Raw genomic sequence first — 22,483 nt, 5'->3', positions numbered from 1 at the left:
GGCCCCCCGGCCGTCCGCACCCGCCGCCCGCGGCCCGAGGCCTGCCTCAGGAGAACCAGGCCGGGCTCTCCGCGAAGGCGGCCAGCTCGGCCCGGTCCAGCGGCGGGTTCGCCCAGCCCGGCCCGAAGTTCGTGGGCCGCAGTCCGTGCGTCTCCGCCAGCGCGTCGACGCTGACGACCCGCCCGTCGGGGTAGGCGACCGAGACGTTACCGACGGTGCCGGCGTGCTCGCCCCAGTTGCCCGGCGGCTCCGTCGTCTGCACCAGTTGGACGCCGTCCGGCAGCACGCTCTCCTTGCAGTCCCAGGAGGCCGGGATCTCGTTGCACACGTTGGCGGGCGAGGCGGTCATCCGCCACTGCGCCGGGACGGCCTTGGGGTCGTAGGTCTGCACGATCAGCGCGGCGACCTTGCCGTCCTTGGTGACCAGGTAGGTGCCGTCCAGCCGCGACTTCGGGAAGACCGTCGTCCGCGGTGCGCCCGGGGGCGGGGAGGTGGGCGGCAGGTCCTTGATCTTCGTGACCGTGCCCGTCCCCGGCGGCAGCAGGCTCTGCACGAGCGCGGCCGGATCCCGCAGCGGCTTCGGCGCCGCCGCGTGCGTGGTGGCGCTCACCGGCCCCGGCTTCTTCGCGGCGCCGGCGGCGCCGTTCGCGGTGTGCGGCAGTGCCACGACGAGCCCGGCCACCAGCGCCAGTCCCGCGCTCGTCGCCAGCAGCGCGCCCGCGCGGCGCCGGTTCTGCCGGCGTGACGCCTGCGCCAGCACCGCCTCGGTGATGTCCTCACTCGGTGGCCGAAGCCCGTCCAGGGCCTTGTCCATGAGTTCCCTCACTGTGTAGTCCGTCATCGGTTGACCCCGTGCATGTGCGTCAGTTCCTCGTCCACGACCTCGCCCACCGCGTCACCCACGACGTCCCGCAGGTGCGCGCGCAGCACCTCCAGACCGCGTGCGGTCTGGCTCTTCACGGTTCCCTCGGCCACTCCGAGCAGTTCGGCGGTCGCCTGGACGCTCTGGTCCTCGAAGAAGCGCAGCACCAGCACCGCCCGCTGACGCGGCGCCAGTCGCTGCAGCGCGGCGCGCACCGCCAGCCCCAGATCCGCGTCCGCGCCCGTCACGGGCGCGTCCGGCAGCTCGCCGTGCGGCCGTTCCCGATGCCAGAACCGCCGCTGCGACGCGATGAAGGTGTTCACCAGGGTGCGCCGCGCGTACGCGTCGAGATGATCGATCCGCCGCCGCCCGCGCCGCGCCATCACGACCTTGATCAGCGTCGTCTGCACCAGGTCCTCGGCGGCGTGCGTGTCCCCGCACATCAGGTAGGCGCTGCGCAGCAGCGCGTGCCGCCGATGGCTGAGGAACTCCCTCAGCTCCGGATCGTCCCTGTGCACCCTTGCAACCCCCATCGTTCGCCCTGCTCCGTTCCATCTCTATCGATGAGGTGGGGTGGCGTGCGGGTTGGGGGTGGGTCGAAGGTTTTTTGCGGTCAGTCGCCCAAGTCGTCCAGCTCGGTGAAGAGGGTCAGCTGCAGCGCGCCCGGGGCCTCCAGGCGGGAGTTCAGCGAGTTCCAGGGCGTCCTGGTCGGCTCGGCCAGCACCTGCGCCCCGGCGGCGGCCAGGGTGGCGGTGACGGCGGGGGAGTCGTCCACCTGGAACGCCACCCGGATCCGCCCGGCCACCCGCTCGCCCACCTCGACCTCGTCGATGAACGCGGCGTGCCCGGGGTCGGTGATCTCGAGTGTCGCCCGCCCGGCCTCCAGAATCGTCACCCGTCCGTCAGGCGACGCGAACGCCGCGCGCTCCGGCAGGCCGAGAACATCGCGGTAGAACCTCAACGCGGAGTCGTAGTCCTCGGCGGTCACGACCAGTCGCATCTCCCGCACCACGGGCCGCTCCTCGGACACGCTCGCCTCCTCCTGGCTCCAGTCGTACGCGTTCGGACACGATCATTCCACGAGGCGACCGCTGTCAGGGTCTTTCCCGGACAGTCTGGCTCTCGGCCAACCAGCGTTCCACCGCCGCGACGTGAACTGCGGCGGCCGCGCCGGCGAGTTGGGCGTCGCGGGCGGCCAGGGCGGCGAGGATGGTCTCGTGTTCGCGGTGGACGTGCTCGATGGCGCGGCCCACGCGGGTGCCGCGCAGGATGCGGACGCGCTGGGTCTGGGTGGAGAGGACCTCCAGCAGCATGGCGAGGACCGGGTTGCCGACGAGGGCGGCGATGCTCCGGTGGAACTCCATGTCGCAGCGGATGAACTCCTCGACGTCCTCGGCGTCCGCCGCCCGGCGGCTGCGCGCGAGGATGGCGTCGAGGCGGGTGACGTCCGCGTCGGTGATGCGGGTCGCGGCCAGGGCCGTCGCCTGCTGTTCGAGCAGGCGACGGACCTGGAGCAGCTGCATCGCGGTCTCGCCGTGGGAGACGTCGGCGACGAAGGAGAGGTTCTCCAGCAGCAGATGCGGTTCCAGGCTGGAGACGTAGGTGCCGTCGCCCTGTTTGGTGACCAGGATCTGCATGGCGGTCAGGGCGCGCACGGCCTCCCGCAGGGAGCTGCGCGAGAGGCCGAGGCGCTGGGCGAGGTCCTCCTCCCGGGGCAGGCGGGAGCCCGGCGGGAATTCGCCCGCGATGATCAGTGACTTGATCGTGTCGATCGCGTCGTCGGTCAGGGCCATCGAGGCGGACTCCTGCGGGAGGCGGGGAGGGGCTGGGATCAGGGTAGACGGACGACGGCGCTCAGCCGACGTCGAAGCGGTCGACGACGAGGTAGGAGCCGCCCGCCTTCGTCAGCGTCAGCGTGTGCGGGCCGGAGGGCAGGCCGCTCACGGCGTACAGCTTCTGCTGCGCCTGACGCGTCGCGCTGTACGCGTTGACCGTCCCCTTGGCGACGCCGTCCACGGCGACCTGGATCAGGCCCTCGTCGGTGTTGGTCTCCGTCAGGAACGCGACCCCCGTCCCGGTGAAGGAGAACGTCGCGCTGTCGCCGTTGTCCGTGGTGGCGTGCACGCCGTCCCAGTAGTCGCCATAGCCGCGCATCGCCGAGTTGAACCACGAGCCGGTGTAGCTCACCGCGGTGCTGTCGTCGTCGATCGGACCGCTCGTGGCACGGTAGCGCTGCGCGGGGCCGGCGGCCGCGATGATCTGCTGCGCCGCCGCGGGCCAGGCACCTCCGCTGACCACCGTCGCCTGCTGGAAGCTGACGTTCGTGCCATTGTCGCAGTAGTGCGCGTTGTCGGACCAGTTGTCGTGGATGGTGATGTCGTGGATCGTCGCGATCCACATGCAGATCCAGTTGGAGCCGCCGAAGCGCACGACGTTGTCGTGGGTGTCCCAGGACGAGCTGCCCTCGTCCTGGTAGAGCATGTTGTTGGTGTGGTTGCCCTCGGCGACCAGGTTGTCGGCCAGCACGGAGGTCTGGCCGCCGCCGCCCTGGCCGCCGTTGGTGTAGATCGGGCCGCCGTCGTTGAGGACGCGCATCACGTCGTGCACCCAGTTGCCGGTGATCTCGTTGCCGCCGGCGTAGATCGTGCCGTGGTGGCAGTCGGTGGCGATCAGCGTGCAGGAGGCCCAACCCCAGCCCCAGCCCAGCGAGATGCCCGAGTAGGGCGTGTAGCCGATCTCGTTGTGCGCGATGACGGCGTCGCGGGTGTAGCCGGCCCAGACGCCGACGGCGTCGTGGTAGTCCTGTCCGACCGCGGTGATCGTGTCGTCGTGGACGGAGTCGCCCGAGGTCATCAGGTCGGTGCGGTTCTGGTAGTAGTCGTCGACCTCGCCCAGCGAGACGCCGCCGCCGGAGGTGTCGGCGATGACGCTGCCCGCCACCGTCGACCGCTGGGTGCCGTCGGCCAGGTCCACAGCCGTGCCGCCGAGGTGGGTGAAGGTGTCGCCGCTGAAGGTGACGCCGGAACCGCGGTGCACCTGCACCGCGGCCGGGATGCGGATCGGCGTCTGCGTGCCCGGTGCCCACAGCACGCCCGCCTGGTTGTCCACGTAGCCGGAGGAAGTGGGCTGGTTCCAGGTGGTGTAGGCGAAGGTCAGGCCCTCGACGCTCACGTCGTGGACCGGCTGCACGGCGTCCGGCACCACGGTGAAGCCGTCGACCAGCATATAAGTGCCGGACGTCTTCACCAGCTTGACGGTGTGCCGGCCCTGGGCCAGGCCCGAGACCGTCACCACCGGCTGCTGGGCGAGCCGCGTCGCGCCGTACGCCGAGACGGACTCGGTGCGCACGCCGTCCACGTAGACGTCGATGCCGCCCTCGTCCGGGGCGGTCTCCGAGAGCACCTGGACGCCGGTACCGGTGAAGGTGTAGCTCGCCGAGTCGCCGTTGTTCGTGGTGTAGTGCACGCCCGCGCCCAGATCGCCGTAGGGGCGACCGGAGTTCGTCGCCCAGGAGCCGGTGTAGGCGGCGTTCGGGTCGGTGTCGTCGACGGGCGCCAGATGGCCGGGCGTGCCGGAGAGGTCCAGCAGCTCCTGTGTCACCGGCAGTTCGACGTCGGCGGTGGCCAGGTCCTCACCGGCGCGCGGGATGTAGTACAGGTACCCGGCGTTCCCGTCGAGGTAGAACTGGCCCGGCTGGGTGAGCAGTTGGTAGGCGTTCTCGATCCAGCTGACGTTGTCCAGCCGGGGCAGACCCGCGCCGTTGAGCGGGTAGCCGGGGTTGGGGACGCTGGTGTTGTTGTCGGCGAAGCAGGCCGGGTCGACGTTCAGGCTGGAACCGCCGCCGCTGGTGGCGGTGATGCTCTGCAGCGGGCAGCGCATCTGCTTCCAGTCGTTGTCGTCGACGACCTCGACCTGGCTCTGGTTGGTCAGCGTGGCGTAGGACGGGTCGCTGGTGGTGAAGGACGAGCCGGACAGCGTGAAGCCGCCGGGGTTCAGCGCGGTGCGCGCCCGCTCGGCGCGCACGCCGTTGACGAAGAGCTGGCGGCTCTGCGTGCCGACCGGCACATGGGCGCGGTAGACGCCACGGCCGCTGTCGTAGAGCTGGAAGCCGGAGACCTGCCGCGCTCCGCTCAGCACCGGCGTCTCGCCGGGGTACGCGGCCCAGTGCACGGTGTTGCCGTCGGTTCCGGAGTCGCGGTTGTCGAGGGTGAGGGTGTGCTGCAGCCGGTAGGTCCCGCCGCGCAGGTAGACGGTGATGTCCGAGGCCATCGCGCCGTCCGCGGCGCGGACGGCGTCGCGCGCCTCGGTGAGGCCGCACGGCAATGCCAGGCTGCACACGCTGCCGGTGCCGTCCGGGGAGGCGTACAGCACCGTCCCGGAGGCCGCCGAGGCCGGGCCGGCCAGCGGGAGCAGCAGGGCTCCCGCGGCCAACACCGTTGTCCATGTGCCGATTCGACGATGAGTCGACAAGACGCTCACTCCTGCTTCTCGCCCGAGGCGTAACGGGAGATGACCAGCGCGACGATGATGATCGCGCCGTTGAGGAACTGGTTCCACAGCGGCGGCACGCCCGCCAGCGTCATCACGTTGACGACCAGCTGCAGCGTCAGCACACCGGTCAGCGCGCCGAAGAGGGTGCCCTTGCCGCCGTTGAGGCTGACGCCGCCGATGACGGTCGCGGCGAAGACCTGGAAGATCCAACCGCTGCCCTGGTCGGCGGAGATCGAGCCGTAATGCCCGGTGTAGAGGACGCCCGCGAAGGCGGCCAGCACACTGCCGACGACCAGCACGCTCCAGGTGATCCGGTCCACCCGGATCCCGGCCGTGCGCGCGGCCTCGGCGTTGCCGCCGATCGCGTACAGTGCGCGGCCGTGGCGCAGCCAGGCGAGCGCCGCGCCGCCGACCGCGAACAGGACCAGGCAGATCCAGACCGCGGCCGGGGCGCCCAGCCAGGACGTCTCGCCGAGGTACAGGAAGGAGTTCGGAACCTCGACGATCGACTGGCCCTGGGAGAGCGCGACCTGGAGGCCGCGCAGCATGGTCAGTCCGCCGAGGGTGACGATGAAGCCGTTGAGCCGCAGCTTGAGGATGAGGAAGCCGTTGACGGCCCCGATCAGCGCGCCCGTCAGCAGGCAGAGCGGGATCGCGGTCCAGGTCGGCAGCAGCCCGAGGCCCTGGAACCGGCCGCCGTGGGAGGGCAGAACCAGCCACATCGCCACCACCGGCCCGACGCCGATGGTGGACTCCAGGGACAGGTCCATCTTGCCGGTGATCAGGATCAGTGCCTCGCCCAGCACCAACAGGCTGAGCTCGGTGGACTGCTGGGCCACACCGAGCAGGTTGGCGGAGGTGAGGAAGGCGGGGGAGACGATGAAGCCGATCACCCCCAGCACGAGCAGGACCGGGACCAGCGACAGGTCCCGGTAGCGGGCCAGGTCGATCCGGCGCCCGGTGGGCGCCGCCGCCGTGGCGGTCGCCGCGCTCGGCGCGGCCGCGCCGGAGGCCGTGGAACCGGCGTCAGTCGTGGCCGCCATGGGCAGACCTCTCCTTCGTCTCGTGCTGTTCGCTGGTGGTGAGGCCTTCCATGGCGGCGACCACCTGGTCGTCACTCCAGCCGGCGGGGAACTCGGCGGCGACGCGACCGTGGAACATCGCCACGACGCGGTCGCAGCCGCGCAGGTCGTCCAGCTCGTCGGAGACGATCAGCGCCGCGTGGCCCTCGTCGGCGTGCCGGCGGAAGCGGCCGAGCAGGAACTCCTTGGACTTCACGTCGACACCGTTGGTGGGGCGGATCGCGACGAGCACGCGTGGCTCGGTGGCCAGCGCGCGTGCCACGACGACCTTCTGCTGGTTGCCGCCGGAGAGCGCGGCGACGGGCGTGACGGCGTCGGGCGTGCGGATGTCGAGGTCGTCGATCATCCGGCGGGCGAAGGCGCGGGTGCGCGCGGGCAGCACCGTGCCGTACGGGCCGAGCTGGTCGGTGACGGTCAGGGTGGCGTTCTCGGCCACGCTGCGGTTGGCCACCAGGCCCTGCAGGTGCCGGTCCTCGGGCACGAAGCCGACCCCGGCCGAGAGCGCGGCGGGGATGTCGCCCGGTCGCAGGCCGCGGCCGCCGACGGCGATCCGGCCGCCGCGCGGCCGGTGCAGCCCGGCGACGGTCTCGCCGAGCTGCACGCAGCCGCTGGCCGTCGCACCGGCGAGTCCCACCACCTCGCCGGCGCACACGGTGAGGGAGACGTCCGCGAAGCTGCCGGGCAGTGTCAGCCCGTCCACCTCCAGCAGCGCGGCCCCCCTCCCGGCGTCCGACCGCCCGGCGCGCACCATCCCCACGGTGCCCGCCGGCGCCGGAGCGCCGCTCTCGCCCGTCATCGCCTCGACCAGGGCGTCGTGGCCCAGCTCGGCGACCGGCGCGGTCAGGATGTGCCGCGCGTCCCGGAACACGGTGACGCGCGTGCACAGGTCGTAGACCTCCTGCAGATGGTGCGAGATGAACAGGAACGCGACACCCTGCGCCTGCAGTTCCCTCAGCTTGGCGAAGAGCCGCTCGATGCCGCGGGCGTCCAGCTTGGCGGTCGGCTCGTCGAGGACGATGAACCGCGCGCCGAACGAGAGCGCCCGCGCGATCTCGACGAACTGCCGCTGCTCGACCGTGAGTCGGGCGATGCGCGCGCCCGGGTCCACGTCCACGCCGTACTCGGCGAGCAGTTCGGCCGCCCGCGCCCGCAGCGCGCGCCACCGGATCGGGCGCAGGGCGCTGCCGCCCTGTCGATTCGAACTCTGCCGATTCACACTCTGCCGATTCAAAAACAGGTTCTCCGCGACCGTCAGATCCGGGACCACCGTGGACCGTTGGTAGACGCAGGCCACCTTGCCGCGCCAGGCCGCGGTGTCGCCGACGGCCGGAGCGGGTTCGCCCGCGAAGCGGATGCTGCCCGCATCGGGCTGCTGCAGGCCGGTGAGCAGCGAGACGAGCGTCGACTTGCCGGCGCCGTTGCGGCCGACCAGCGCGTGCGACTCGCCGGCCTCGACGGTGATGCCCGCCTCGCGCAGGGCGACGGTCGCGCCGAAGCGCTTGGTGACGCCGACCGCCTCGACGACCGGTACCCCCATGGGTGCCGTCCTTTCAAGGGATGGTGAGGATCCGTCAGCCGGTGACGCTGTTGCCCCACAGGCTCTTGTCGTCCACGTTCGCCTTGGTCACCAGCGGAGCGGGCAGCTGGTCCTCCAGGCCGTTGGGCAGCTGGATGATGGTGGAGCCGTGGTCCGTCGGGCCGGGCTGGAAGGTCTTGCCCGCCGCGGCGGCCTCCGCGTAGAAGAGCGCGTACTTGGCGTAGAGGTCGGCGGGCTGGGAGATGGTCGCGTCGATCTGGCCCTTGCGGATCGCGTCGAACTCCTGCGGGATGCCGTCGTTGGAGATGATGGTGATGTGCCCGGGGGTACCGGCGGGCTTGAGCAGGCCCTTCTGCTGCAGCAGCGCCAGGGTCGGCTGCAGGAACACGCCGCCGGCCTGCATGTAGATGCCGTTCAGGTCCGGGTTCTGGGCGAGCGTGGTCTGCAGCTTGCTGGAGGCGACCGAGCCGTCCCAGTTGGTGGTGAGCGGGAAGACCTGGATGCCGGGGAAGTTCTGCTTCATGCAGGAGGCGAAGGCCTCGGAGCGGTCGCGGCCGTTGACCGAGGTCAGATCCCCCTCGAACTCGGCGACCTTGCCCTTGCCGTGCAGCTGCTGGCCGAGGAACTGGCAGGCCTTGGTGCCGTAGGCGCGGTTGTCGGCGCGCACCACCATGTACACCTTGCCCTTGTCCGGGCGGGTGTCGACGCTGACGACGGGGATGTTCTTCGCGGCCAGCTGGTCGAGGGTCGAGGCGATGGCCCCCGTGTCCTGAGGAGCCATCACGATGGCCTTGGCGCCGGTGTTCTCGAAGACCTGGACGTTCGCGACGAGCTTGGTGATGTCGTTCTGCGAGGAGCTGATCGGCAGGGTGTTCAGGGCCTGGCTGCTGATGTCGCCCCTGAGGTACTGCGCGTAGGAGTTCCAGAAGTCGGAGTCGGCTCTGGGCAGGTCGATGCCGATCGCGGGCTTTCCGGCGGCGGCGGAGCTGGAGCCGGTGCTGCTGCCGCGGTTGCAGGCGGTGAGCAGCGTGCCGAGCGCGGCCGCGAGTACGACGGCGGAGGCGACGCGGGAGGAACGCAGGTTCATGGCGGATCACTCCGGGTGGGCGGGGGTTGAGGGGACCGCCGGTGATTCATCGGATTGCTGTCCGGCGGCCAGGACGTTACGACTGCCCGGGGCCGGAGACAAGATGTCTCGTCGGATGAATTCGGCCCAAGTGAGGAACCCTGCCGTGTTTCAGATCAGCCATCATCGCTCTGAACTGGGAAGTTGAAGATCTCTCAGATGACGTGTGCTCAGGTGACATCCGATGACTACTTGTCGCCCTCGGCCCGGCGCGCTTATGGTCCGTTCGCCGCCACTCACACGTCCGACGTGTGCTCAGGAGAGGACCGCATCGCATGAGACTGCTGCGACTGGGGACGCCCGGGGCCGAACCGCCCGCCGTGTCCGATGACGAAGGCCGGACCTTCCGCCCGTGCCAGGTCTTCCGTTCGTCCGAGGCCTGAGAGGCGCCGGCATGCCAAGCCCCACCCCGCGGATCACCGCCCTCGACACCTACGACATCCGCTTTCCGACCTCCCGTTCGCTGGACGGCTCGGACGCGATGAACCCCGACCCCGACTACTCCGCCGCCTACCTGGTGCTGCGCACCGACGCCGGTGACGGGCTGGAGGGCCACGGCTTCGCCTTCACCATCGGCCGCGGCAACGACGTGCAGGTGGCCGCGATCGAGGCGCTGCGCGCACACGTGGTCGGACGCTCCGTCGCCGAGGTCTGCGACGACCCCGGTTCGCTGAACCGGGCGCTGGTCGGTGACAGCCAGCTGCGCTGGCTCGGGCCGGAGAAGGGCGTGATGCACATGGCCGTCGGCGCCGTCGTCAACGCCGTGTGGGACCTGGCGGCCAAGCGCGCCGGCCTGCCGCTGTGGCGGCTGCTCGCCGAGGCGGATCCCGCGTGGCTGGTCGCCCAGGTCGACTTCCGCTACCTCTCCGACGCGCTGACCCCGCAGGAGGCGTTGTCACTGCTGGCCCGGGCCCGCGAGGGGCGCGGCGAACGCGCCGCGGACCTGATCGCCCGCGGCTACCCCGGCTACACCACCTCGCCCGGCTGGCTCGGCTACAGCGACGAGAAGCTGGCCCGGCTCGCCCGCGAGGCCGTCGCCGGCGGCTTCACCCAGATCAAGCTGAAGGTCGGCGCGGACCTCGCCGACGACATCCGCCGCTGTCGCGCCGCCCGCGCCGCCGTGGGCCCGGACGTCCGGATCGCGCTCGACGCCAACCAGCGCTGGGACGTCGCCGAGGCGGTCAGCTGGACCAAGGCGCTGGCCGAGTTCGATCCGTACTGGATCGAGGAACCCACCAGCCCCGACGACGTCCTCGGTCACGCCGCCGTGCGCGTCGCGGTCGCGCCGGTCAAGGTCGCCACCGGCGAGCACGTGCAGAACCGCATCGTCTTCAAGCAGCTGCTGCAGGCCCGCGCCATCGACGTGCTGCAGCTGGACGCGGCCCGGGTCGGCGGCGTCAACGAGAACCTCGCGATCCTGCTGCTCGCCGCCAAGTTCGGCGTGCCCGTCTGCCCGCACGCGGGCGGCGTCGGGCTGTGCGAACTGGTGCAGCACCTGTCCATGTTCGACTACGTGGCACTGTCGGGGACGTACGAGGACCGGGTGATCGAGTACGTCGACCACCTGCACGAGCACTTCCTCGCGCCCACCGTGATCCGCGACGGCCGGTACCTCGCGCCGACCGCGCCGGGTTTCTCCGCGCAGATGCGTGGGGATTCCATCGCCGCCTACACCTATCCGTCCGGCGGCTTCTGGGCCGCCGACCTGCCGTCAGGAGCGCGTGTATGAGCGAGACCACCAGGGGAGAGTTCGCGGGCCTGCGCGCCCTCGTCACCGGCGGTGCGTCCGGGATCGGCCTTGCCGCCGCCCGTCTGCTCGCCGAGCGCGGCGCCGAGGTGGCCGTGCTCGACCTCGCCGTGGCCGAACTGCCCAAGCCGCTGCACGGCTTCACCGCGGACGTCGGCGACGACGACTCCGTCCGCGCGGCGGTCGCGGCAGCGGCGGAGACGCTCGGCGGCCTGGACATCCTGGTCAACAACGCCGGCATCGGCGCGGCCGGGACGGTCGAGGACAACGACGACGCCCAGTGGCACCGGGTGCTCGACATCAACGTCGTCGGCGTGGCGCGGGTGACCCGCGCGGCCCTGCCCCACCTGCGGCGCTCCGCGCACGCGGCCATCGTCAACACCTGCTCCGTCGCCGCGACCGCCGGGCTGCCGCAGCGCGCGCTCTACTCCGCCAGCAAGGGCGCGGTGCTCTCGCTGACCCTGGCCATGGCCGCGGACCACGTCCGTGAGGGCATCCGGGTCAACTGCGTCAACCCCGGCACCGCGGACACCCCGTGGGTCGGCCGCCTGCTCGACGCCGCCCCCGACCCGGCCGCCGAGCGCGCCGCGCTCGCGGCGCGCCAGCCGCACGGCCGCCTGGTCTCCGCAGACGAGATCGCGGGCGCGATCGCCTACCTCGCCTCCCCCACGTCCGGCTCCACCACCGGCACCGCCCTCGCCGTCGACGGCGGCATGGCCGGCTTGCGCCTGCGCCCGTCGGGGAGCTGACAATGCCGCAGGGGCGACGGATCGGGCGCAGTCGAGTGCAGGTCAGTGCGCTCGGGTTCGGGGCGGCGCCGCTCGGGAATCTGTTCGCCGAAGTCGGCGACGTGCAGGCGCGGGAGGCCGTCGACGCGGCCTGGGGCGCGGGAGTGCGGCACTTCGATACCGCGCCGCACTACGGGCTCGGGCTGTCCGAGCGGCGGCTCGGGGACGCCCTGAGCGGGCGGCCGCGGGCGGAGTTCGCGGTGTCGACCAAGGTCGGCCGCCTGCTGCGGGCGCTGCCCGAGACGAGTGGCGACGACCTCTCGGACGGCTTCGCCGTGCCGCGCACGCACGAGCGCGTCTGGGACTTCAGCGCGCACGGCGTCCGCGCGAGCCTGGAGGCGAGCCTGACCCGGCTCGGGCTCGACCACGTCGACATCGTCTACCTGCACGACCCCGACGACCACGAGCGCGAGGCCTTCGACGCCGCCTATCCGGAGCTGGAGCGGATGCGCGCCGAGGGCCTGGTCGGGGCGATCGGCGCGGGCATGAACCAGGCCGCGATGCTGGAGCGTTTCGTCCGCGACACCGACGTGGACGTCGTGCTGCTCGCCGGGCGCTACTCCCTGCTGGACCAGTCCGGCCTGGCCGGCCTGCTGCCCGAGGCGGCGCGGCGCGGGGTCTCCGTCGTGGCGGGCGGGGTCTTCAACTCCGGCCTGCTGGCCGACCCGAGGCCCGGTGCGACCTTCGACTACGCGCCCGCCGCACCGGAACTGCTGGACCGGGCCCTGCGCATGCGGGCCGTCTGCGAGGCGGCGGGCGTTCCGCTGCGGGCGGCCGCACTGCGCTTCCCGTTCGGGCACCCGGCCGTCGCGGGCGTGCTGGTGGGGGCGCGCAGCGCGGCCGAGATCGGGGACGCGGCGGCGCTGCTGCGCACCCCGGTGCCCGCCGCGCTGTGGGCCGCGCTGCGCGCGGAGGGCCTGCTGCCGCCGGACGTGCCCGTGCCCACCTCGGACCAGCCCGACGAGCAAGCGAAGGAGCCGAGTTGAGAGTCGCCCTGCACACCCGCGTCCGTGCGGACCGGATCGAGGCGTACGAGCAGGCCCACCGCGAGGTCCCGGCGGAGCTCACCGCCGCGATCCGCGCCGCGGGCGCGAGCGAGTGGACGATCTGGCGCAGCGGCACCGAGCTGTTCCACCTGCTGGAGGTCGAGGACTACCCGCGCCTCCTGGCCGAGTTGGAGAAGCTGCCCGTCAACGCCGCCTGGCAGGCCCGGATGGCGGAGCTGCTCGACGTCGTCCACGACTACTCCACCGACGGCGCGGACGCCGGTCTGCCGGTGGTGTGGCAGCTGTGAGTCCCTCGCACCGGCCGGAGCGGACGCGACGGTGCTGGTGTAGACGGTCCGCGTGCCCGAGGAGACCGGCTGGCCGTCGACTACGCGACGGGCTGGGCGGGCGGCAACGCGGTGCGGGTCTGCGGGCTCTGAGCAGCCGTGCGCTTCGCCACGGCTTGGCCTGTCGTTCACTCGGCCGTTCCTTGCTGTGGCCGTCGGCGCCGAGGCAAAGTTGGCTATACAACTTGGCCGACCCGAGGAGGGCCCATGCTGCCTGCCGACGTCCCCGCCCTGTGGCTGCGGGACAACTGCGCCTGTCCGGACTGCCGTGATCCGCTGACCGGCCAGAAGCTCCACCAGATCACCGACCTGCCGGAGTCACTCGCTCTCGGGACCGTCCGCGAGCTGGACGGCGTCGAGGGCTGGGAGGTCGTCTGGGCGCCCGACGGCCACGTCTCCCGCTACTCGGCCGAGTGGCTCGGCCGCCCCGCCGAGCCGGACCCGCGCACCGAGGACGCCAAGGACCTGTGGGGGAGCGCCGCGTCCCTGGCCGAGGGCCTGCCCGAGGCGTCCTGGGACGCGTACCTCGCCGACGACGCCGAGCGGCTGCGCATGCTGGAGGCCGTCGCCCGGCTCGGCTTCTGCCTGCTGCGGGACGTGCCGGTGCGCGACGGCCAGTCGCGGGAGGTGGCGCGCAGCTTCGGCTACGTGCGCGAGACCAACTACGGCGCGCAGTTCGAGGTCCGCGAGGAGGAGCGGCCGAACAACCTCGCCTTCACCAACGTCGCGATCACCCCGCACACCGACAACCCCTACCGCGACCCGGTCCCGACGCTGCAGCTGCTGCACTGCCTGGTCAACGACGCCGAGGGCGGCGACTCCGGCCTGGTCGACGGCTTCGCGGCCGCTGCGGCGCTGCGCGAGCGGGACGCCGACGCCTTCGCGGCGCTGACCGGCACGGTGGTGCCGTTCGTCTTCCGTGACGACGTCACCGAGCTGAGCGCGCACCGCCCGCTGATCGGCACCGACCCGGCGGGCCGCATCCGCGAGGTGCGGTTCAACAACCGCGGGCTCGGCACGCTCCGCCTCCCGGCCACGCAGACCGAGGCCTTCTACGCCGGCTACCGCGCGTTCGCGCGGCTGCTGCTCGAACCGGATCGGCAGCTGGACTTCCGGCTGGCGCCGGGCGACTGCCTGATCTTCGACAACACCCGCCTGTTCCACGCCCGCACCGCCTTCGCGCGCGGCGGCGCGCGGCACCTCCAGGGCTGCTACGCCGACCTGGACGGCCTGTTCAGCACGGTCGCCGTGCTGCGCCGCAAGGAGGCGCAGGCATGCTGACGCCGTACCAGGTCGTGGACACCCTGGCCGCCCTCTTCGAGGGCGAGGGCGCCGAGGACTACCTCGGCGAGGACGTCACCCAGGCCGAGCACATGCTCCAGGCCGCCGCGCTCGCCGCCGCCGAGGACGCCCCGCCGGCGCTGGTCGCCGCCGCGCTCCTCCACGACGTCGGCCACTTCCGCGGCGCGGTCCACGGGCGCGAGCTGATGTCCGGCGCCCGCGACAACCGCCACAGCCACCAGGGCGCGGAGTGGCTCGCCCCCTGGTTCGGCCCGGCCGTCACCGAGCCCATCCGCCTCCACGTCGCCGCGAAGCGCTACCTCTGCGCGACCGAGCCGTCCTACTTCGCCCTCCTGTCCCCGGCCTCCGTCCACACCCTCTCCCTCCAGGGCGGCCCGATGAACCCGGCCGGGTCCGCCGCCTTCGCGGCCGACCCGCACGCGGCCGACGCCGTCCGCCTGCGCCGCTGGGACGACGCGGCGAAGGACGCGAGCGCGGCGGTGCCGGGCTTCGACCACTACCGGGGGATGCTGACGCAGCTCGCGGGCGGCTGAGCACGCTCACTGCGGCCACGGCCCCACGGCGGCCGCCCCCTCCCGCCGCGGCGATCACTGCGGCGCACACCACGAACCTCCGAGGTCAAAGCCTCGGAGAGACAAGGGAGATGGTCCACTGTGGCATGCTCTGGTAAATCCTCGAGCGCCCAGGGGGGCCAATGCAGCGCAAGCGCGCGGGTACGGCGATTCGCCACTGTGCGGCGATGGTCCGCCGGCGTACCCGGCGACGGATGGAGGAGCACGCCTCGGGGCCCGTGGCGGAGCAGATGCGGACGCTGGAACGGGCGCTGCCGGTGCTCGGGATGGACAAGGCGCCTGGAGCCCTGAGGGTCGGCACATGGATGTTCCACTTCGGGCTTGCCGCTGACTGGGCAGCCAGGCGTACATTCCTGCTTGCCGTTGTCCTGTATTCGATCCTGGGCGACACGCGTCATCTACTGGGTTTCGGGTTCGCGATGTCGGAACACGTCGCCCGAGTCAGCCTGAACGTGGCGGCGGTGGTGGGCACCATTCAGGGCTTCCGGCTGTTCAACTGGGCGGCTCCAGGGCGTAGTTATCAGTACCGCTACGGGCTGACCCGGGCCACGGTCGGCGCCGTGGTCGCATGCGCCGAGTTCCGCGCCGCTCGCACGAAGGATCAGCCGGCGAAGCTGCGGGCGATCGACGAGCGGCTCAGGTACGTCGAGCGGGAGGTCCTGCGCGCCCACCGGAGGCGGGGCACCGTGCGCTGGAGTTCTTTCCGTCATCGGGGCCTGGCCGAGCACGCTCGACTGGTTGTCGCCGCTCTGCGGCGGGCGGCAGCGGGTCTCGACTCGGACCCGGAGAGCGCCGTGCGCAAACTCGCCGTGCTGCTGGTCTCCATAGGGGTGAATCACACCGAGGGACGCACGGGGGCGCTCCTGCCGAAGAAATACCTCAAGGGACTGACGCCCGCCCGGGACGCATCCGCGGTCATCGGGATCCTGCGACTGGTCGTGGGCGCTGCCGTGGTCGGCGCGGTGTTGTGGGCCGGAGTCCGGTTCAAGTGGCCGATTCCGGCCGGTCTCGTCGTGCTCGTCCTGTTCCCGCTTCTGTTCGGGGGCGAATCCGCCGCGGGCATTCCGGCCGCCGTCCTCTCGAAGCTCCCGCTCACCGACGGCGGCGCGCCCGGCCGCTGAGACTGCCTCGCGTGTCGAGGGGCTTGGCGGGCCCGGAGGAGTGCCTTCGCAGGAGATGTATTACGGGATCCATATGATACGGTTCTCGTAATGTACGTCTGGATCCGCACGTCGCGAGGGAGTGCGTCATGTTCGTCATCACCGGAGCCACCGGCACGATCGGGCGGGTGGCAGTCCAACTGCTCCACGAGGCCGGGCAGCCGGTCGCTGCCGTCACCCGCAGTCGGGAGAGTGCCGGGCTCCCCGAGGGTGTCCGGCTGGTCGGGGGTGATCCGTCCCGGCCGGCCTCGCTCGCCGAGGGGTTGGCTGAACTCGGTGGCTTGGAAGCCGTGTTGATCAGCCCGCGCGCTGTCGGGGAGGCCACGGGCGAGCTGCTGGAGCTCGCCGCGCGGCACGGAGCGAAGCGGGTGGTGGTGATCTCCGCGGTGACCGTCGAGTACGGCGGCGGCTACGAGCGCTTCGCCGCCGGGTTCCGCGCCGTCGAGCAGGCCGCGGCCGGTTCCGGGCTGCCCTGGACCTTCCTGCGCTGCGCCGACTTCGCGGCCAACAGCCTCGCCTGGGCCCCGCAGATCCGGGCCACGGGAGTGGTGCGCGGCGCCTATCCGGAGGCGACCACCTCGCCGATCCACGAACGCGACGTCGCCGCCGTCGCCGTACGGGCGCTGACGGGTGCTCACCCGGAGGACGCGGGCGCCGCCCACGCGCTCACCGGCCCCGCGCCGCTGACCCAGCGCGACCGGGTTCGGATCATCGGCGAGGCCGTGGGCGTGCCGCTCGACTTCGTGGAGGTCACCCCGGAGGCCGTCCGCCGGGCGATGCTCGCCCAGGGCGTGCCCGCCGACGCCCCCGACCGCGCCCTCGGCTACCAGCGCACCTGTGTCGACCACCCGGGTCCCACCACCGACACCGTCCACCGCCTGCTCGGCCGTCCGGCGCTGCCCTTCGCCACCTGGGCCGACGACCACGCTGCCGTCTTCCGCCCGCAGACCGCCTGACTAACCCTCGCTGCGCGTGCGCGCCAGCGCCGTCGTGGCGAGGGAGTTGTGGACGGTGAAGGCCACCGTGCCCGCGCGGTAGCGATCCTCCGACCACTCGACCGGGAGGCCGGTGGGGTCGCTGGTGCGGCGGCGTTCGCGCAGCAGGGGAGCGGCCGGGGCGCAGTCCAGAAGGCGGGCGTCGTCGGCGTCGGCCAAGGCGAGGTCGACGGTGTGGTCGGCGTCGGCCAGGACCACGCCCCGGGCCTCCAGCAGCTCGGTGACCGAGACGGTGTCCGCCGGCATCGCCGCCACCAACGCGCCAACCGGCTCCGGATAGACGGTCCGTTCGACCATCACCGGCTCGCCGCCCAGCGTGCGCAGCCGCAGCACCCACAGGACCCGGGTGCCCGGAGCCAGGCGCAGCCGGTCCGCCTCGATCGCGTCGGCCGCGCGCCAGTGCAGGTCGAGGACGGAGCCGCCCGGCTCCTCGCCGAGCGAGCGCGCCCAGCGCGTGAAGCTGGACAGCTCCGCGAAGCTCTGCACGCGCGGCTGTTCCAGCACGACGCGGCGGGTGCCGCGCCGGGAGGTGACCACGCCCTCGGCGCGCAGCAGTGCCAGCGCCTGACGGACGGTGCCGCGCGAGACGCCGTGGGAGGCGGCCAGCGCCTCCTCGCTCGGCAGGCGGCCGCCCTCGCCGTAGACGCCGCTCTGGACATCCTCCCGCAATGCTGCCGCCAGCTCCCGGTAACGTGCCGCCTTCTGCCTGTTCACCTGCGCATCCGCCACGTCGCCGATCCTCCCATGCCATGTGGTTCGGATGCGGATCTCACCTCACGGGACGGGCGTTGACAGCGGAGCGTGTGGGAAGTTTGACTGCGTGTCGCCGCCACACCTGGAGCACGAGGCTCCACGGGACTAGCGGCGCAAAGGACCCTCCCTCTCTTGCAGATCTTGCAAACAGCGACCGAGACCTTATTCCAAGTCAGGCCCTATACGGCCCACTGCGCCCTGATCCAGGCCGAGGGCGATCACGCGGTGATCGGGGTCTCGCCGGGCAACAGTTACTTCTCCCAGCAGCGCCTGCTGGATCTCGCCCGCTGGGGCGCGGAGAACTTCGAGCGCGTCGACCTCGTCCACACCGACCTGTACGTGGCCGAAATGTACGAGGCGCTCGGCTACGGCGCGGACGACGCCCGGCGCAAGGCCGTCAAGAACCTGCGCGGCGTGCGCGCCAAGGTGCGCACCGCCGTCGAGGAGACCGACGACGGCACGGGACGGATCCGGTCCCATGCGATGTCGGACTTCCTGGCCAACGCCGCCTACCGCCAACTCCACGACGAGCTCTGGCAGCGGCTGGAGACCGACGCCGAACTGCGGTCCGTCATCGACGAGTTGGTGGGGGTGTTCCTCTCCGCCAAGGTGCTGGCGGACGGCAGTGCCGCCACGTCGCTGCAGCGTGAGGTGTGTCTGCGCTACATCTGCGCGGAGGCGCCGCTCTTCCTGGACAGCCCGGCGATCCTCGACGTGCCGTCCTCGCTCAACTGCTACCACCAGCTGCTGCCGCTCGCGGAGCTGCTCTACTCGCGCGGCTCGGGCCTGCGCGCCTCACGCAACCAGGGCCACGCGATCGTCACGCCGGCCGCCGAAGGGGGACACCAGAATGTCGCTTGAGACACTGCCGATCGAGCCGGCGGACCTGCCCGCCTTCCCGTTCTCCTGGCGCGGCGACCGCCTGCCCGACGAGATCGAGGAGCTGCGCGCGGAGCCCGTCAAGCGGGTGCGGACCATCGCGGGGGACCCGGCCTGGCTGGTGTCCTCGCACGCGCTGTGCAAGCAGGTGCTGGAGGACCGCCGGTTCAGCCTGAAGGACACCTCCGCCCCGGGCGTGCCGCGCCAGTACGCGCTGACGATCCCGCCGGAGGTCGTCAACAACATGGGCAACATCACCGGGGCCGGCCTGCGCAAGGCGGTGCTCAAGGCGATCAACCCCAAGGCCCCCGGCCTGGAGGCGTGGATGCGCGAGCAGGCCGCGACCCTGGTCGACGGCCTGCTGGCGGCGGGCGCGCCCGCCGATCTGCGGCACGGCTTCGCCAACCCGTACTCGGAGGCCATGCACTGCCGGATCCTCGGCATTCCGCTGGCGGACGCGCCGAAGCTGGCGGCCAGCCTGGACATCGCGTTCATGAACTCGGCCTGCCCGATCGCGGGCGCCAAGCTCAACTGGGACCGCGACATCTCCTACATGACGGAGCGGCTGGACGACCCGGCGACCACGGGTCTGATGGCGGAGCTCGCGGCCCTGCGGCTGGACCGGGAGTACGACCACCTGACCGACGAGATGCTCGCCACCGTGGGCGTCACCATGTTCGGCGCCGGTGTGGTCTCCACAGCGGGCTTCCTCAGCATGGCGTTCGTGACGCTGCTTCAGAACCCGGAGCTGCGTGCCCGCCTGCGCGCCGAGCCGGAGCTGGTCCCTGCGGCGGTGGAGGAACTGCTGCGCGTCAACCTCTCCATCGGCGACGGGCTGCCCCGACTCGCCCTGGAGGACGTGCAGTTGGGTGACGTCCTGGTTCGCGCCGGCGAGCTGGTGCTGGTCCTGGTGGAGGGCGCCAACCACGACCCGGACGCCTTCCCGGACCCGCTGACGATCGACCCGGCCCGCGACAACAGCTCCGCCCACCTCTCCTTCGGCGGCGGGCAGCACTACTGCCCGGCGACGGCGCTCGGCCGCAAGCACGCGGAGATCGCCGTCACCACCGTGCTGGAGCGGATGCCGGAGCTGGAGCTGGCCGTGCCGATCGAGCAACTGGTCTGGCGCACCGGCTACATGAAGCGCCTGCCGGAGCGGCTGCCCGTCATGTGGTAGCCCAGCACGGCTGACCGTGCCGCTCCGGGCAGGCAGGCCCCGCCCGGAGCGGCACGGTCACTCGCCCACGCCGTCGAAGAGGGAGCGGTCGATGGCGCGCTTGAGGATCTTGCCGGTCGCGCCCTTGGGGAGCGTGTCGACGAAGGCCACCAGATGCGGCACCTTGTAGGCGGAGAGCCGCTCCTTGGCCCAGGCGCGCAGCGCCGCCGCGTCGGGCGTGGCGCCGGGGCGCAGCGCGACGGCGGCGGCGACCTCCTCGCCGTAGTGGTAGTGCGGCACCCCGACGACGGCCGCCTCGACGACGTCGGGGTGCTCGTAGAGGACCTCCTCGACCTCCCGCGGGTAGACGTTGTAGCCGCCGCGGATCACCAGCTCCTTCTTGCGGTCGACGATGTACAGCTCCCCGGCCTCGTCGATCCGGCCCAGGTCGCCGGTGGCGAGCCAACCGTCGTGCAGCACCTCGGCGGTGGCCTCGGGACGGCCCCAGTAGCCCTTCATCACCACGGGCCCGCGCACGTGGACCTCGCCGATCTCGCCGGCGGCGACGGCCGCACCGTCCAGCGCCCGGATCTCGACCTCGCAGCCCGGGATCGCGGCCCCGACCGAGCCGACCGACGCGCGCCCGGCCACCTGCACCGTGGCCGAGCCCGTGGTCTCGGTCAGGCCGTAGCCCTCCAGGATGGTGCAGCCGAACCGCTCCTCGAAGGTCCGCTTGACCTCGCCCGGCAGCGAGGCGCCGCCGGAGGAGGCGAGGCGCAGCGAGGCGAAGTCGGCGGGGTCGGCGTCGTCGGACGCGTGCAGCAGCGCGTTCCACATCGTCGGCACGCCGGCGGTGGTGGTGAGCCGGTGGTCGCGGATCAGTGCCAGCATCTCGCGCGGGTCGAAGCGGGGGAGCAGCGAGAGCGAGGCGCCGACGCGCATCGTGGTGGCGAGGATGCAGGCCTGGCCGTAGACGTGGAAGAGCGGCAGCGCGGTCCCGGCGCGGTCCTCGGGGCCGAGGCGGTGGATCCGCTGGTAGATCGACGCGCAGGCGTGCAGGTTGCCGTGGGTGAGCATGGCGCCCTTGGGACGGCCGGTGGGGCCCGAGGTGTAGAGGATGGCCGCGGTCTCGTCGGCGGCGATGTCGAGCGGGGTCTCCGGCGTCGCGATCGGCGTCGCCAGGCCCGCCAGCTCCGCGTGCAGCGGCCAGTACGGGACGCCGACGGCCTCCGCGGCGGCGGCCGGGGCGGGGGCGACCGCGTGCCAGCCGAGCACCAGCGAGATCCCGGCGTCCGAGCCGATGTACTCCAGCTCCGGCGTGGTCGCCATGGTGTTGGCGGTGACCGCGACGGCCCCGATCGACAGCACGCCGTAGTAGGCCCCGACGAACTCCGGCACCGAGGGGGCGATCAGCAGCACCCGGTCCCCGGCCCCGACCCCGGCCGCCCGCAGACGGGTGGCGACGGCGGCGGCGCGGTCCCGCAGCGCGGCGTAGGACCAGCGCTGACCTGCGGTTCCAAGGAGGGCGGTGCGGTCGGGGGCGGAGGCGGCGTGGTCCCAGACGGGCTGCGCGGCATTCGACATGGGTCTCCTTCCGGAGCTTGCTTCATCGCGGATCCGGTGCGGCTGACCCCCGGTATAGATGAATCAGAAGTCGAGTTCAATACGCCGGACGGCCACCTCGGCAAGTTCTTGAATCCGACGTCAAGTTTGACTAGCCTCGGTGCCATGGCCACCGACAGCACCGCACTCGCCGCGTGGGAGAAGCTGGTCCCGCGCCAGGTCGCCACCAACGGCATCGAGCTCCGTACCTACGAGGCCGGCGAGGGCACGCCCGTCGTGCTCTGCCACGGCTTCCCCGAGCTGGCGTTCTCCTGGCGCCACCAGATCACCCCGCTGGCCGAGGCCGGCCACCACGTGATCGTCCCCGACCTGCGCGGTTACGGCGGTAGCTCCCGGCCCGCCGACCCCGTCGCGTACGACATCGTCACTCTCTGCGCCGACCTGGCCGGGCTGCTGGACGCGCTCGGCCTCGCGGACGCCGTCTTCGTCGGCCACGACTGGGGCGCGGTCGTGGTCTGGCACATGGCCCTGCTGCACCCGGACCGGGTCCGCGCCGTCGCCGGGCTCAGCGTCCCGCCCGCGCCCCGCGCGCCGGTGCCGCCGCTGGGGATCCTGCGCTCGCGCATGGGCGAGGACTTCTACATCAACTGGTTCCAGACCCCCGAGCCCGAGACCGCGCTGCGCGCGGACGTGCGGCGGACGCTGCTCAGCCGCCAGGCGCCCACGGCCGCCTGGGCGGCGGGCGGCGAACCCGCCGAGCCGCGCTACGGCTGGCTGACCGAGGACGAACTCGCGCTCTACGTCGAGACGTTCGAGGCGACCGGGTTCACCGGCGGGCTCAACTACTACCGCAACATCGACCGCAATTGGCAGCTGATGGAGCCGCTGGACGGCCGCACCGTCGACCAGCCCTCCTTCTTCGCGATCGGCTCCAAGGACCCGGTCGGCAGGTTCAGCGCCACCGACCGCCTCGACCGCGTCCTCACCGACCAGCGCGGGCACCTCGTGCTCGACGGCGCCGGCCACTGGATCCAGCAGCAGTGCCCCGACGAGATCAACGCGGCGCTGCTGGACTTCCTCGGCACCCTCTGACGAGCCACCCCCTGACGAGCCACCCTCCGACGAAAGGCCCGCCCC

General features: G+C 72.2%; 21 protein-coding genes. 11 read left to right on the top strand and 10 right to left on the bottom strand.

Annotated elements, in window-relative coordinates:
• Positions 1-46 precede the first annotated feature (46 nt).
• The 8 genes from DN069_RS22355 to DN069_RS22320 all read right to left on the bottom strand — a co-directional run bounded on the left by DN069_RS22355 (position 47) and on the right by DN069_RS22320 (position 9,059).
• Complete coding sequence (locus DN069_RS22355; RefSeq protein ID WP_133260013.1) at positions 47-841, bottom strand: hypothetical protein; 795 nt, start codon at positions 839-841, stop codon at positions 47-49.
• Positions 838-1,380 carry a SigE family RNA polymerase sigma factor gene (locus tag DN069_RS22350; protein WP_243639570.1) on the bottom strand — a complete coding sequence of 181 codons (543 nt, stop codon included), beginning with the start codon at positions 1,378-1,380 and terminating at the stop codon, positions 838-840. Before DN069_RS22350 ends, DN069_RS22355 begins: the two co-directional genes overlap by 4 nt.
• Positions 1,381-1,475: 95 nt before the next feature.
• Entirely contained in the window at positions 1,476-1,862 is a 387-nt protein-coding gene (locus DN069_RS22345; RefSeq protein ID WP_111503569.1) for a VOC family protein, read from the bottom strand.
• Between the two features lie 94 nt (positions 1,863-1,956).
• Positions 1,957-2,655 (bottom strand): FadR/GntR family transcriptional regulator, encoded by a 699-nt coding sequence (locus DN069_RS22340; protein ID WP_111503535.1) that lies wholly within the window; start codon positions 2,653-2,655, stop codon positions 1,957-1,959.
• A gap of 61 nt (positions 2,656-2,716) precedes the next feature.
• Positions 2,717-5,293, bottom strand: a complete 2,577-nt coding sequence (locus tag DN069_RS22335; RefSeq protein ID WP_111503533.1) for a hypothetical protein — start codon at positions 5,291-5,293, stop codon at positions 2,717-2,719.
• A 44-nt stretch (positions 5,294-5,337) separates the two neighbouring features.
• On the bottom strand, positions 5,338-6,396 hold the full coding sequence (locus DN069_RS22330; protein WP_111503531.1) for an ABC transporter permease: 1,059 nt from the start codon (positions 6,394-6,396) through the stop codon (positions 5,338-5,340).
• A complete protein-coding gene (locus tag DN069_RS22325) occupies positions 6,380-7,972 on the bottom strand; it encodes a sugar ABC transporter ATP-binding protein (RefSeq protein WP_111503529.1) in 1,593 nt (530 codons plus the stop codon). Before DN069_RS22325 ends, DN069_RS22330 begins: the two co-directional genes overlap by 17 nt.
• A 34-nt stretch (positions 7,973-8,006) precedes the next feature.
• Entirely contained in the window at positions 8,007-9,059 is a 1,053-nt protein-coding gene (locus tag DN069_RS22320) for a sugar ABC transporter substrate-binding protein (protein WP_111503527.1), read from the bottom strand.
• A 433-nt stretch (positions 9,060-9,492) separates the two neighbouring features.
• Here DN069_RS22320 and DN069_RS22315 point away from each other — a divergent pair, with 433 nt between their 5' ends.
• The 8 genes from DN069_RS22315 to DN069_RS22280 all read left to right on the top strand — a co-directional run bounded on the left by DN069_RS22315 (position 9,493) and on the right by DN069_RS22280 (position 16,956).
• Positions 9,493-10,827, top strand: coding sequence for an enolase C-terminal domain-like protein (locus DN069_RS22315; RefSeq protein ID WP_111503525.1), 1,335 nt, complete (start codon positions 9,493-9,495; stop codon positions 10,825-10,827).
• On the top strand, positions 10,824-11,594 hold the full coding sequence (locus DN069_RS22310) for an SDR family NAD(P)-dependent oxidoreductase (protein ID WP_111503523.1): 771 nt from the start codon (positions 10,824-10,826) through the stop codon (positions 11,592-11,594). Before DN069_RS22315 ends, DN069_RS22310 begins: the two co-directional genes overlap by 4 nt.
• Before the next feature lie 2 nt (positions 11,595-11,596).
• Complete coding sequence (locus DN069_RS22305; RefSeq protein WP_111503521.1) at positions 11,597-12,619, top strand: aldo/keto reductase; 1,023 nt, start codon at positions 11,597-11,599, stop codon at positions 12,617-12,619.
• Positions 12,616-12,927 carry an L-rhamnose mutarotase gene (locus DN069_RS22300; RefSeq protein WP_111503519.1) on the top strand — a complete coding sequence of 104 codons (312 nt, stop codon included), beginning with the start codon at positions 12,616-12,618 and terminating at the stop codon, positions 12,925-12,927. The genes DN069_RS22305 and DN069_RS22300 overlap by 4 nt, the downstream gene beginning before the upstream one ends.
• 246 nt (positions 12,928-13,173) lie before the next feature.
• A complete protein-coding gene (tmpA, locus tag DN069_RS22295; RefSeq protein ID WP_111503517.1) occupies positions 13,174-14,247 on the top strand; it encodes a 2-trimethylaminoethylphosphonate dioxygenase in 1,074 nt (357 codons plus the stop codon).
• Positions 14,241-14,801, top strand: a complete 561-nt coding sequence (locus DN069_RS41775; protein WP_111503515.1) for a phosphonate degradation HD-domain oxygenase — start codon at positions 14,241-14,243, stop codon at positions 14,799-14,801. The genes tmpA and DN069_RS41775 overlap by 7 nt, the downstream gene beginning before the upstream one ends.
• A 233-nt stretch (positions 14,802-15,034) precedes the next feature.
• Positions 15,035-15,961 carry a hypothetical protein gene (locus tag DN069_RS22285; protein WP_111503513.1) on the top strand — a complete coding sequence of 309 codons (927 nt, stop codon included), beginning with the start codon at positions 15,035-15,037 and terminating at the stop codon, positions 15,959-15,961.
• A 128-nt stretch (positions 15,962-16,089) separates the two neighbouring features.
• Complete coding sequence (locus tag DN069_RS22280; protein ID WP_111503511.1) at positions 16,090-16,956, top strand: NAD(P)H-binding protein; 867 nt, start codon at positions 16,090-16,092, stop codon at positions 16,954-16,956.
• Here DN069_RS22280 and DN069_RS22275 read toward each other — a convergent pair whose 3' ends face one another.
• Positions 16,957-17,709, bottom strand: coding sequence for a GntR family transcriptional regulator (locus DN069_RS22275; RefSeq protein WP_111503567.1), 753 nt, complete (start codon positions 17,707-17,709; stop codon positions 16,957-16,959). It abuts the gene before it with no gap.
• Between the two features lie 171 nt (positions 17,710-17,880).
• Between DN069_RS22275 and DN069_RS22270 the strand changes: the two genes are divergently transcribed.
• Both DN069_RS22270 and DN069_RS22265 read left to right on the top strand, forming a co-directional pair.
• Positions 17,881-18,609 (top strand): cyclodityrosine synthase, encoded by a 729-nt coding sequence (locus DN069_RS22270; protein ID WP_207892229.1) that lies wholly within the window; start codon positions 17,881-17,883, stop codon positions 18,607-18,609.
• Positions 18,599-19,804, top strand: a complete 1,206-nt coding sequence (locus tag DN069_RS22265; RefSeq protein WP_111503507.1) for a cytochrome P450 — start codon at positions 18,599-18,601, stop codon at positions 19,802-19,804. Before DN069_RS22270 ends, DN069_RS22265 begins: the two co-directional genes overlap by 11 nt.
• Before the next feature lie 57 nt (positions 19,805-19,861).
• Here DN069_RS22265 and DN069_RS22260 read toward each other — a convergent pair whose 3' ends face one another.
• Positions 19,862-21,367 carry a long-chain-fatty-acid--CoA ligase gene (locus tag DN069_RS22260; RefSeq protein ID WP_111503505.1) on the bottom strand — a complete coding sequence of 502 codons (1,506 nt, stop codon included), beginning with the start codon at positions 21,365-21,367 and terminating at the stop codon, positions 19,862-19,864.
• Between the two features lie 144 nt (positions 21,368-21,511).
• Here DN069_RS22260 and DN069_RS22255 point away from each other — a divergent pair, with 144 nt between their 5' ends.
• Positions 21,512-22,438, top strand: coding sequence for an alpha/beta fold hydrolase (locus DN069_RS22255; protein WP_111503503.1), 927 nt, complete (start codon positions 21,512-21,514; stop codon positions 22,436-22,438).
• The last annotated feature ends 45 nt before the right edge of the window (positions 22,439-22,483 follow it).

It is taken from the genome of Streptacidiphilus pinicola (assembly GCF_003258295.1).
GTDB classification, from domain to species: Bacteria; Actinomycetota; Actinomycetes; order Streptomycetales; family Streptomycetaceae; genus Streptacidiphilus; species Streptacidiphilus pinicola.
Note: the sequence above shows the minus strand (reverse complement) of the source record. Positions and strands in the feature narration are given on the sequence as shown.

Bases quoted from the DNA above. Each gene is read 5' to 3' on its own strand.
- DN069_RS41775 (WP_111503515.1), top strand. From the start codon at position 14,241: ATGCTGACGCCGTACCAGGTCGTGGACACCCTGGCCGCCCTCTTCGAG.
- DN069_RS22255 (WP_111503503.1), top strand. From the start codon at position 21,512: ATGGCCACCGACAGCACCGCACTCGCCGCGTGGGAGAAGCTGGTCCCG.
- DN069_RS22340 (WP_111503535.1), bottom strand. From the start codon at position 2,655: ATGGCCCTGACCGACGACGCGATCGACACGATCAAGTCACTGATCATC.
- DN069_RS22260 (WP_111503505.1), bottom strand. From the start codon at position 21,367: ATGTCGAATGCCGCGCAGCCCGTCTGGGACCACGCCGCCTCCGCCCCC.
- tmpA (WP_111503517.1), top strand. From the start codon at position 13,174: ATGCTGCCTGCCGACGTCCCCGCCCTGTGGCTGCGGGACAACTGCGCC.
- DN069_RS22325 (WP_111503529.1), bottom strand. From the start codon at position 7,972: ATGGGGGTACCGGTCGTCGAGGCGGTCGGCGTCACCAAGCGCTTCGGC.
- DN069_RS22315 (WP_111503525.1), top strand. From the start codon at position 9,493: ATGCCAAGCCCCACCCCGCGGATCACCGCCCTCGACACCTACGACATC.
- DN069_RS22280 (WP_111503511.1), top strand. From the start codon at position 16,090: ATGTTCGTCATCACCGGAGCCACCGGCACGATCGGGCGGGTGGCAGTC.
- DN069_RS22355 (WP_133260013.1), bottom strand. From the start codon at position 841: ATGACGGACTACACAGTGAGGGAACTCATGGACAAGGCCCTGGACGGG.
- DN069_RS22310 (WP_111503523.1), top strand. From the start codon at position 10,824: ATGAGCGAGACCACCAGGGGAGAGTTCGCGGGCCTGCGCGCCCTCGTC.
- DN069_RS22305 (WP_111503521.1), top strand. From the start codon at position 11,597: ATGCCGCAGGGGCGACGGATCGGGCGCAGTCGAGTGCAGGTCAGTGCG.
- DN069_RS22330 (WP_111503531.1), bottom strand. From the start codon at position 6,396: ATGGCGGCCACGACTGACGCCGGTTCCACGGCCTCCGGCGCGGCCGCG.
- DN069_RS22320 (WP_111503527.1), bottom strand. From the start codon at position 9,059: ATGAACCTGCGTTCCTCCCGCGTCGCCTCCGCCGTCGTACTCGCGGCC.
- DN069_RS22345 (WP_111503569.1), bottom strand. From the start codon at position 1,862: ATGCGACTGGTCGTGACCGCCGAGGACTACGACTCCGCGTTGAGGTTC.
- DN069_RS22265 (WP_111503507.1), top strand. From the start codon at position 18,599: ATGTCGCTTGAGACACTGCCGATCGAGCCGGCGGACCTGCCCGCCTTC.
- DN069_RS22285 (WP_111503513.1), top strand. From the start codon at position 15,035: ATGGAGGAGCACGCCTCGGGGCCCGTGGCGGAGCAGATGCGGACGCTG.